Source organism: Methylobacterium sp. WL12 (assembly GCF_008039475.1).
Lineage (GTDB): Bacteria > Pseudomonadota > Alphaproteobacteria > Rhizobiales > Beijerinckiaceae > Methylobacterium > Methylobacterium cerastii.
Genome location: NZ_VRUW01000132.1, coordinates 1 through 9,352, shown reverse-complemented (window position 1 = coordinate 9,352; position 9,352 = coordinate 1). Strand labels below are relative to the sequence as shown.

12 protein-coding genes and 4 pseudogenes are annotated in these 9,352 nt (G+C 61.2%); 8 read left to right on the top strand and 8 right to left on the bottom strand.

The window, feature by feature from the left end; translation table 11 throughout:
* Positions 1 to 20 precede the first annotated feature (20 nt).
* The gene (locus tag FV226_RS26005; RefSeq protein ID WP_147765198.1) at positions 21 to 641 is read right to left on the bottom strand and encodes a recombinase family protein; all 621 of its coding nucleotides are present in this window, start codon (positions 639 to 641) and stop codon (positions 21 to 23) included.
* A 409-nt stretch (positions 642 to 1,050) separates the two neighbouring features.
* Here FV226_RS26005 and FV226_RS26000 point away from each other — a divergent pair, with 409 nt between their 5' ends.
* Positions 1,051 to 1,311 (top strand): AbrB/MazE/SpoVT family DNA-binding domain-containing protein, encoded by a 261-nt coding sequence (locus FV226_RS26000; RefSeq protein ID WP_147765197.1) that lies wholly within the window; start codon positions 1,051 to 1,053, stop codon positions 1,309 to 1,311.
* A complete protein-coding gene (locus tag FV226_RS25995) occupies positions 1,304 to 1,699 on the top strand; it encodes a type II toxin-antitoxin system VapC family toxin (RefSeq protein ID WP_147765196.1) in 396 nt (131 codons plus the stop codon). Before FV226_RS26000 ends, FV226_RS25995 begins: the two co-directional genes overlap by 8 nt.
* Positions 1,700 to 1,767: 68 nt before the next feature.
* Here the strand turns inward: FV226_RS25995 and FV226_RS25990 are convergent.
* Positions 1,768 to 2,046: pseudogene (locus tag FV226_RS25990) on the bottom strand (type II toxin-antitoxin system YafQ family toxin); the annotation flags it as partial.
* Complete coding sequence (locus tag FV226_RS25985; protein WP_147765195.1) at positions 2,033 to 2,293, bottom strand: type II toxin-antitoxin system RelB/DinJ family antitoxin; 261 nt, start codon at positions 2,291 to 2,293, stop codon at positions 2,033 to 2,035. The gene FV226_RS25985 and the pseudogene FV226_RS25990, both read right to left, overlap by 14 nt.
* Positions 2,294 to 2,399: 106 nt before the next feature.
* Here FV226_RS25985 and FV226_RS25980 point away from each other — a divergent pair, with 106 nt between their 5' ends.
* Positions 2,400 to 2,843: a hypothetical protein gene (locus FV226_RS25980; protein ID WP_147765194.1), complete on the top strand. Its 444-nt coding sequence runs from the start codon at positions 2,400 to 2,402 to the stop codon at positions 2,841 to 2,843.
* Here FV226_RS25980 and FV226_RS25975 read toward each other — a convergent pair.
* From FV226_RS25975 to FV226_RS25965, 3 genes are all read right to left on the bottom strand, one after another.
* Positions 2,816 to 3,268: a hypothetical protein gene (locus FV226_RS25975; protein WP_147765193.1), complete on the bottom strand. Its 453-nt coding sequence runs from the start codon at positions 3,266 to 3,268 to the stop codon at positions 2,816 to 2,818. The two genes, FV226_RS25980 and FV226_RS25975, sit on opposite strands and share 28 nt — an antisense overlap.
* Positions 3,269 to 3,574: 306 nt before the next feature.
* A complete protein-coding gene (locus tag FV226_RS25970; protein WP_147765192.1) occupies positions 3,575 to 4,033 on the bottom strand; it encodes a hypothetical protein in 459 nt (152 codons plus the stop codon).
* Between the two features lie 173 nt (positions 4,034 to 4,206).
* Positions 4,207 to 4,653, bottom strand: coding sequence for a MucR family transcriptional regulator (locus FV226_RS25965; protein WP_147765191.1), 447 nt, complete (start codon positions 4,651 to 4,653; stop codon positions 4,207 to 4,209).
* A gap of 166 nt (positions 4,654 to 4,819) precedes the next feature.
* Here FV226_RS25965 and FV226_RS25960 point away from each other — a divergent pair, with 166 nt between their 5' ends.
* Positions 4,820 to 5,521 carry a response regulator transcription factor CtrA gene (locus FV226_RS25960; RefSeq protein ID WP_147765190.1) on the top strand — a complete coding sequence of 234 codons (702 nt, stop codon included), beginning with the start codon at positions 4,820 to 4,822 and terminating at the stop codon, positions 5,519 to 5,521.
* Between the two features lie 232 nt (positions 5,522 to 5,753).
* Positions 5,754 to 6,504: pseudogene (locus FV226_RS25955) on the top strand (IS6 family transposase).
* Positions 6,505 to 6,557: 53 nt separating this feature from the next.
* On the opposite strand, the pseudogene FV226_RS25950 reads toward FV226_RS25955, so the two are convergent.
* Positions 6,558 to 6,913 (bottom strand): annotated as a pseudogene (locus FV226_RS25950) (transposase); the annotation flags it as partial.
* A 424-nt stretch (positions 6,914 to 7,337) separates the two neighbouring features.
* Here FV226_RS25950 and FV226_RS25945 point away from each other — a divergent pair.
* Positions 7,338 to 7,592, top strand: coding sequence for a hypothetical protein (locus tag FV226_RS25945; protein WP_147765189.1), 255 nt, complete (start codon positions 7,338 to 7,340; stop codon positions 7,590 to 7,592).
* Between the two features lie 166 nt (positions 7,593 to 7,758).
* Positions 7,759 to 8,400 carry an IS5 family transposase gene (locus tag FV226_RS25935; RefSeq protein ID WP_147765188.1) on the top strand — a complete coding sequence of 214 codons (642 nt, stop codon included), beginning with the start codon at positions 7,759 to 7,761 and terminating at the stop codon, positions 8,398 to 8,400.
* 27 nt (positions 8,401 to 8,427) lie between these two features.
* On the opposite strand, the gene FV226_RS25930 is transcribed toward FV226_RS25935, so the two are convergent.
* A complete protein-coding gene (locus tag FV226_RS25930; protein WP_147765187.1) occupies positions 8,428 to 9,129 on the bottom strand; it encodes a response regulator transcription factor CtrA in 702 nt (233 codons plus the stop codon).
* Positions 9,130 to 9,212: 83 nt separating this feature from the next.
* On the opposite strand from FV226_RS25930, the pseudogene FV226_RS25925 reads away from it, so the two are divergent.
* Positions 9,213 to 9,352, top strand: a pseudogene (locus FV226_RS25925) (IS5/IS1182 family transposase); the annotation flags it as partial.

Genomic DNA, 9,352 nt, shown 5'->3' with positions numbered 1-9,352 from the left:
GATATCAAGATTAGATTGTATCAAATACCCTTTCTGCCTAAGATTTTGAGGGCATCAGCTCTGAGGTGACCTTTGGGATCGACGTGCCGGTAGAGGGTCTGACGGGTGATCCCGAGTTCGATGCAGAGGTCGGCGACCTTAGTCTCTGGCTGACCCATTGCAGCTTGAGCAAGGCGAAGCTTAGCAGCAGTCATCTTCGGCTTACGCCCGCCGCTGCGGCCTCGCGCCCGCGCTGAGGCGAGCCCCGCCTTGGTCCGTTCGATGATCAACTCACGCTCGAACTCCGCCAGCGCCGCGAAAATTCCAAACACCAGACGGCCATTGGCGGTGGTGGTATCGATGTTGGCACCTTGTCCCGTGAGCACTTTGAGCCCGACGCCGCGCTTGGTGAGATCGTGGACGGTGTTGACGAGGTGGCGCAGGTCGCGGCCGAGGCGATCGAGCTTCCAGATCGTCAAAACATCGTTTTCGCGCAGTGCCTTGAGACAGGCCTCCAACCCAGGGCGATTGTCGCGTTTGCCCGAGGCGTGATCCTCGTAGATGCGCTCGGGTTCAACGCCCGCGGCGATCAGAGCATCACGCTGTAGGTCGGTCGTCTGCGAACCATCGGCTTTCGACACGCGCATATAGCCGAGCATCAGCATCACGGACCCTTGCATCGTTTGGGAAGCGCCACCGGCCTCGTAGACCCGCTCAGCACACGTGCTGTTAGGGGACGGCTCAAGGATCGTGTTTGTCACGCAAACGAGCGATTGCGTGACAGATGGAGCGATGGCCCCCGAACGGCCGAGCTGTTGTATCACAAGCCGTCATAAATTCTACGATCTGTCATCGTTGGCAAACCGTCATTAAGTGACTCAAGATGCGGTAGCGATGCGCTTTTAGTCATTCACTGATGTTTCATCCCAAAGCTGGATCGCCATCAGAGCTGAAGGTCGAGCCATATGCGCAGATCCAGGACCATAGTTCCCTGATCTGAGCCGTGCTGTCTTGATGTGATATGAATCCTTGGGTACGAAGTAAGATTCAGGTACCCGTAGATAGGTTGTGATGGCATCGCAGGCGGTTAAAATTATCGATGGGGGTAAGCTGATCATTCCGGCTGCGTTCCGGCGCAAACTCGGGATCGAGGTGGGCGATACCGTCATCATCGAATTGGATGAGGACGGACTTCATGTCCGATCGCTCACCTCGGCCGTACGCCTGGCTCAATCAATCGTCGGCACATTCCGACCCGACGATGCGTCAGGTGAAAATGCCTTGAGCCAGGATGGCGCAAACGATCCGGACCAGGAGGCCGAGCATGACTGAAGCGTTCGTCCTCGATGCCTCAGCCCTGCTCTGCCTGCTCAAGGGTGAAGCCGGGACGCAACGCGTGATCACGGTCCTGCCACGCGCCTGGATCAGTGCCGTCGCCCTGTCCGAAGTTTACGCCACCCTCGCTGAAGCCGGCGGCTCCCAACATCGCATCGCCCAGGCTGTCGGGGGACTTCACCTACGGGTCGATGCCTTCGACGACGCTCAAGCTCAGGCCACAGGCATGCTGAGACCGCTTCTCAAGGCGTTCGATCTCTCCCTCAGCGATCATGCCTGCCTTGCCCTCGCACAGCAGCGAAACGCTGTCGCGCTCACCACTCAGAAAGCCTGGGCCGACCTTCCTAAGAGTCTCGGGATCACCATCGAAATCCTCCCATCTTGAAGAATACGAAGCATTCTCGATAAAAATGCATCGTATTGATGAGCGTTTAAACAGGATAGTAAATCCCAAAGTCCAAGCTCAGCATGAGAGCCAAGGCGGACCAGCTTTAGCGTCATCTCATCAGGCAGCCGATAGATCAACACAAGATCGGGTCTGACGTGGCAATCTCGGTGATCGCGCCAATTGCCAATCAGGGCATGATCGTGATGACGCGGTGGAAGCGCCTGGTCGGCAACGAGAGCGCTCAGCACAGCGGTGAGATCTGGAACGAGGGTTGCGCGGTGCTATCCCTTCATCTCGAGTTTGTAGTCGCGCTTGAACTGACCTGTTCGCTCAATCGTCCGCATCGAGGTCGGTCATTAGGGTCGTCACGCTGTCGAAGCGGCGCAGGCCGCCGGCGCGGGCTTCGCGCATCGCAGCAATCGTCGCCTCGTTGGGAATGAGGGGCTCAAATGGCAGAGTCCCCTCACGTGCCACACGCGTCAGCATCAGCCGAACCGCTTCAGACACAGTGAGTCCCATCGCGGCCAGTACGGTTGCGGCCTCCTCTTTCAGAGCTGGGTCAATCCGGGTTTGCACGAGCGCATTGGCCATTGGAGCCTCCGTTTGCATGACGTTGTAATGCAAACGGCTCCCTTTGGCTAAGGGTCGTATTCATTCAACGGCTGCGCTGCCGGTCGAGCTGTGACAGACTCGCATCATGCCGATCCGGCGCGAGCATCGCTTCTTCTACCCAATCGACTGGCCACAACTCTCCGCGGCGATCCGCTTCGGGCGGGCGGGCGGCGCCTGCGAGGGCTGCGGTCGGCCCCATGGGCTGACCGTGTACCATCTCGGTGATGGGCGCTGGTGGGATGCCAGCATCGGTGCGTGGCGCGATGGACAGGGCCGTACGCTGCGCAGCCTGCCGACGATCGAAGATCTCGGTCGCATCCGTACGACCCGCGTTGTGCTGGCTGCCGCGCACCGCGATCACGACACCACCAACAACCGCGACCGCAACCTCGCAGCCTTCTGCCAACGCTGTCACATCAACCACGATCGCCCCGAGCATCGGCGTCGACGCTGGCGCACCCTGTTTCACTGTCGGGCGATGGGCGACCTGTTTCGGGGGCTCTACCCGACCGCAAACAAGTCGAGCTGAAGCGTCGATCTCTGCCTGCTGCCCCGCCGGCCACCCCGTGGAAGTGGCTTGATCACCGGTAGGGCTCCGGTCCCCTTGGCATGCAGCACGGCCCCGACGATCTGGCAGCCGTCGCCCGGATGATACACGTAAGCTCGGCAGCCATCGGCCTGGAGGATCTCCTGAACAATCGCTTCGTCATCGGGACGGGCGCATAAGGCGTTCAGCAAACACGCCAGCCCAAGCGAGGCGATGTTCGAGAAGTAGAACTCGCGCTGGTACCCGGTCCAAACCTGACGCTGTGCACCGACACTGGTTCGTGAAAACGGATTATGGGGTGCGAACACCGTGCCCTCATCCAATACGAAAGCGGCGATGGCATCGCGATCAGCGATATGCTGTGCAGTCCGGATCGATGCAGCGAGCTGGCGCTGAGGGATAGGCACGCGATGCTGTCCTTATACTGTTACAAGCTGAGATCATCTTGGGCCACTCAGAGACACGATCGATCCCGGTTCAGCGCATTTTTTAAAAAAGAAGGCCCTCAACATCCAAAAAGAGTCCTGACCACGCCTGTTTGGCTATGTCCTTGCCAAACAAATCGTTTTACGAGTCGGCGCCATGCCACAGCTTGCAGGCGTACCCACTTCTGGGTTCGAACTCCGGGTCCTGCGCCGTCCTCGCGATGGTGGCGGGCGTATCGAGACGCGGCACATCCACATCGAGGCGAGCTCGGGAGATCAGGCGATCGCTCAAGGGAGGTTTCTCGCTGAGGCGATCCTCGAGGGCTGGTCTGGTGTCGCCATGCTCACCAACGAGGCCGGCGCCCTGGTTTGGTCGACGCGCAAGGACATGCCGCCGCCGACAGCACCTGGCATGATCTGATCGCTGGCCATCCGCCGCGGCTGGGCGTGACCAAGGCCGGAGAGACGTTGGCTGGGAGCCGTTGCCCGCTCGATACGCAGCGTCCAGAGCCGCCAGGGCGTCGCCAGCGGCAGAAAGTCGGCCTCATCAAGCACGTGCTCGGCCTGGTCGCCATGCCGAACCACCATGCGGAACGGGACCTCGCCCGGCGGCCCGATCAACACGACCGTCAAGGTGTTGAAGCCGTCATGCAGCCACGACGTGACGTCGTGGTGAAAGCCGTCCTCCGTCGGATCAAGCCCCTCCAACGCGGGCTGGGTCACCGCGTAGGTGTTGAGACTGACCATAGCGCGGCTCCCCGCGCCCCACAGTGTAAGGCGCAGCCGCTCCCCGGCTCGAATGTGCATGCTGTGCCCCGCTACAAGGGCCAAACTGACTGCTTCGCGGGTTTTCCACAACGGGAACGAGGCGTGAACGGCAACGCTTCATTAACCCTGTGGCCGGGGCGCTCCAGCCCCCCTTACGAACCGTCGGCCGCATCCGCTGCCGACTTGCGCCGCAGCTGCCCCAGACCGAGGCTCTTGGCGAGTTCGGAGCGTTTTGCCGAGTAGCTCGTGGTCACCATCGGGTAGTCGGCAGGCAGGCCCCACTTGGCGCGGTAGGCCTCCGGTGTCAGACCGCGGAGGGTCAGATGACGCCGCATCGTCTTGTAGCCCTTGCCGTCCTCGAAGCTGATGATCGCATCCGGGGTGATCGACTTGCGGATCTGAGCGGGCGTCAGCCTTTCAGGTTCGGGCGCCGCCGTCGGCTCCTCACCGCCGAGGCGGCTCAGGGAAGCATGGACGCTGGCAATCAAGTTCGGCAGCTCGCCAACTTGAACGTGATTGTTCGAGACATAGGCTGAGACGATATCGGCTGCCATCGCCAAAACGTTGCTGTTTGTGTCTGCCACTGCTTCGTCCAACATGAAATATACTGCCCTATAATCGACTGCTATGACCTGTCTTAGTTAAGTTTTGGCAGGACAACAAGTCGAATATGGGCCGATAAGGCGCTGATACGGACCCTACTGCAAAACAGGGATTTGTTAAGGATCACGCATTAGTGGATCTTAACACTTACGGGGACGGACGATGCGGGTTCTGCTGATCGAGGACGATGCGGCGGTGGCGCAGAGCATCGAGCTGATGCTGAAGACGGCCGGGTTCAATCCCTTCGTCACCGATCTCGGTGAGGAGGGGATCGATCTGGGCAAACTCTACGACTACGACATCATCCTCCTCGACCTGACACTCCCCGATATGTCCGGCTACGAGGTGCTGCGCAGCCTGCGCGTGGCCAAGGTGAAGACCCCGATCCTGATCCTCTCAGGGATGGCCAGCATCGAGGACAAGGTGAAGGGCCTCGGCTTTGGCGCCGACGACTACCTCACCAAACCCTTCCACCGGGACGAGCTCGTCGCCCGCATCCAGGCGATCGTCCGACGCTCGCAAGGGCATGCCGAGGCGGCCGTGACGATCGACGACATGGTCATCAACCTCGATCAGAAGCTGGTCGCGATCGGCGGGAAGCGGGTTCCGCTCACTGGCAAGGAGTACCAGCTGCTGGAACTCCTTGCCCTGCGGAAGGGCACGACACTGACCAAGGAGATGTTCCTCAACCACCTCTACGGCGGCATGGACGAGCCCGAGCTGAAGATCATCGACGTCTTCGTCTGCAAGCTGCGCAAGAAGCTCGCGACCGCATCGGGCGGCAAGAACTACATCGAGACGGTCTGGGGTCGTGGCTACGTGCTGCGCGAAGGCATCAGCCAAATGCAAGCCATTGCAAGCTGACACCATCATCGATCCACGGTGACACAAAGCCGTCTTGCCGCGCTCTATGATCGCCTCGACCAGCTCGGATGACGCGCGACCGAAGCTTATTGGGACGCGCGTCATCCTTCCGCGTGAGCCAAACACGGCGACCCTGTCCCTTGACCGGGGCTGTCGCAAACGCGAGCAGGCCTTCGTTTACGGATCGTTAGCCATCCCTGACCAGCTTGCCGCCTCCGCCCTGGAGCCGGCCATGATCCTGTCTGCCATCGCCGCGAAGTTGAAGCAGCGCGCAAAGGCCGACTTCAAAGGCCGGCACTACGAGGCGGCGCTCATCGTGCAGGCTGTCTCCTGGTACCTGCGCTATCCGCTGAGCTACCGCGACATCGAGGAGCTGTTCCTGGAGCGCGGCGTCGAGGTCGATCACAGCACCCTGAACCGTTGGGTTCTGGCTTACGCGCCCCTGATCGAGAAGCGGTTGCGGCAGTTCCGCAGGCCGCACTGCGGGTCGGTCCGGATCGACGAAACGTATATCAAGGTTCGCGGTCAGTGGCGCTACCTCTACCGGGCCATCGACAAGCACGGCACGTCGGTAGACTTCCTGCTCACGGCCCGGCGCGACCTCGACGCCGCCAAGCGGTTCTTCCGCAAGATGCTGGCGGATCAGCCTCTTCTCGCCCCGGACCGCATCGGCACGGATGGCGCTGGCCCGTACCCGCCAGCTATCGCCGAGAGCCGGAAGGCAGGCCTACTACCGCGCACGCCGATCCACTACGTCACCAAGCACCTAGCAGGGCATCGAGAGCGATCATTTTCGGGTGAAACGGGCGATGCCGCGGGTCGGTGGCTTCCGCTCGTTCAATACGGCGCGGCGCACGATCTGCGGCTTCGAGGCCCTGCTCTGGCTGCGCAAGGGCTTCGGGTTGGCCGGCGCATGGACGGTGCGCGAGCAGAACCGGCTGCTTGCAATCTGCTTCGGGCTTCCCCAGGCGAACAAAGGGTGAAAGCGGGACGCCAAAGCTCGTTCCGCGTGTCAGATCCGAGTTTGCGACACGCCCCTCGCATGCTGCTCGATGAAGGCGAACGTCACTTGGGCATCTCCGCGAAGATGCCGATCGCTTTTTTTAGGACGTCGCGCTCCATGCGCGTCCGGTCGAGTTCACGCCGCAGGCGAGTGATCTCGGCCGCCTGGTCGGAGGGGGAAGCCACCGGGCTCGCGGATGCGGCGCCCGGTGAACCTGCTGCCCGCGGCGGTAGGGAGCCACCCATCAGCCCCGTGCGCCACTGCCTCAGCATCGAGGGTTGGATCCCGAGTTCGGCCGCGATCTGCATCTGCGGGCGGCCGCTGCTCTCCAGCAGCGCTACCGCCTCGCGTTTGAACTCGGGCGTGAACTCGCGTCTCGTCTTTGCCATCAAACACCTTCCCCGCCCGCAAGGAGCGTATCAGAGGTGTCCGTGGAACCGGGGGAGGATCACACGTCACCAAGACGGCTGCCCCTAAACCAGAAGCCCGCCGCTTAATGAGGACCGGATTAGGGTCGTGGAGGGTGAGAGGCGGCAGCACTTCACTATGATCCCAGCCGATCGCTTGGCGGTTGAGTGAGGCTAACCTGTATCGCTCTCCAGCAGGCCAGACGTGAGATCCTGCTCAGTCGTATGGCAGCTGATACACTCGCTGCGGTCCCGTAGGTCAGTTCACCTTTTTCATCGACCCTGCGCCCAAGGCGATGAGGTTTACCCTACCAACAGCTACGTACTCGTGCGGGGCGGCGGACTGGAACTCCGGTCTTTCTTTGAGCATGATCCAGTGCAACCAAAAGTTGCATAGGAGGATGTCATGATTGTGCTTGCGTTGGCGGCCCTTTTCGGCGGACTGGCAACAGCTGCTTGGATGACGGATTACGGTGTCATCGCTGTGGTTTTGACGATGCCCCTCGGGGGAAGTCTGGCGGCGTTGGCTGCCACTATCCCGATGGCAATCCGCAACGAAGCGACGAGGCGGGAAAGAGAAGCGCTTACCCTGCCCGAGCTAGGCCGTGTGGACGGATTGGTGACGACGGGCTTCCCGAGCCGGCGGATCGATGATTCATAGGGTGTCGGTTTTGGGGAGGCTTGCTCATGCTGACACGGATGACGGACGCGGGTTGGACGATCGCCCTGGAGGTGTTCCGCGCGGTTCGCTCGCGACGGGGTGACAAGGGCCGTGACGACCGTAGGTTTCTGGAAGCGCTGCATTATTTCACGGTGCAGAGCGTGACGTGGCGGACACTGCCGGCCGAGTTCGGGAACTGGAATTCGATCTGGAAACGGTTCTGGCGACTGCGCGAGAACGGGACGATCGATGCCTTCTTCGAGGCGCTGGCCGAACTGAGTTCCACCGCCGACTTCGTGCAGATGTTCGACTCGACGGCGGTCCGGGCCCACGTCTCGGCGGCCGGTGCAAAGGGGGGCAGCAGGATCAGGCGCTCGGCCGCTCGCGGGGAGGTTTCTCGACGAAGATCCACCTCAAGACCGACTTTTCCGGCCTGCCCCTCGCCTTCGTCCTAACTGGTGGAGAGGCCGGTGACAGTCCACAGTTCGAAACGCTGCTGGATCTCGGGCCGGACGTGAGGCCCCGCGCCGCCGTCACCGACAAAGGCTACGACAGCAAGCGCAATCGCGCCGCCGCCCGCGTCCGCGGCATCGCTCCAATCATTCCTTACAAAGCCAACGCCAAGAAGAGACCCGTCTTCTTCCCAAAAGCCCTTTACCGGACCAGGGCGCGCATCGAGCAGACCTTCGGAAAGCTCAAACGCTTCAAACGCATCGCTTTACGCTGCGAGAAGACCAAAGCGAGCTTCGCAGCGTTCGTCCCCCTCGCCCTCGCATTCATCCTCATCAAATCCGTCCACACGGCCTAATACGCTGAAGTTAAAGGGGTAGGCTGCTTAGCTCGCCATAGCTCGCATCTCCGGCGCACCCTCACGAAGCACGTAGCCACAGCCCCAGATCGTCTCGATGTAGTTCTTACCCTGGCTGGCGTTAGCGAGCTTCTTCCGCAGCTTGCAGATGAACACGTCGATGATCTTCAGCTCGGGCTCGTCCATGCCGCCGTAGAGATGGTTGAGGAACATCTCCTTGGTGAGCGTCGTGCCCTTCCGCAAACCAAGGAGTTCCAGCATCTGGTACTCCTTGCCGGTGAGTGGAACCCGCTTCCCGCCGATCTCGACGATCTTCTGATCGAGGTTGATGGTCATGTCATCGATCGTGATCGCCGCCTCGGCGTGGCCCTGCGAGCGGCGGACGATGGCGTGGATGCGGGCGACGAGCTCGTCCTTGTGGAACGGCTTGGTGAGGTAGTCGTCGGCGCCGAAGCCGAGCCCCTTCACCTTATCCTCGATGCTGGCCATGCCCGACAGGACCAAGATTGGCGTCTTCACCTTGGCGAGCCGGAGCTTCCTGAGCACCTCATAGCCCGACATGTCGGGCAGGTTTAGGTCAAGCAGGATGATGTCGTGATCGTAGAGCTTGCCGAGATCGACACCCTCCTCACCGAGGTCGGTTCTGTAGGTCACGAACCGCTCGGATTTGAGCATCAGTTCGATGCTCTCCGCTACCGACGCATCATCCTCGACCAGCAGAACACGCATCGTCCAACCTCAGTGTCTGTCCGGCGACATATTGAGTGATGTGAGGGGTTTGTGATTCAAGGCTGCCTGTGTGGAGGCTGCCGATGTGGACGACTAAGAACCGGACCCGCTACGATCGAAGCGAGCTTCGTTATCCGAGCGACCTGACGGATGACGAGTGGGCGCTGATCGAGCCTCTGATCCCTCCAGCCAAGCGTGGCGGCGGCAAGCGCAGCGTCGACAT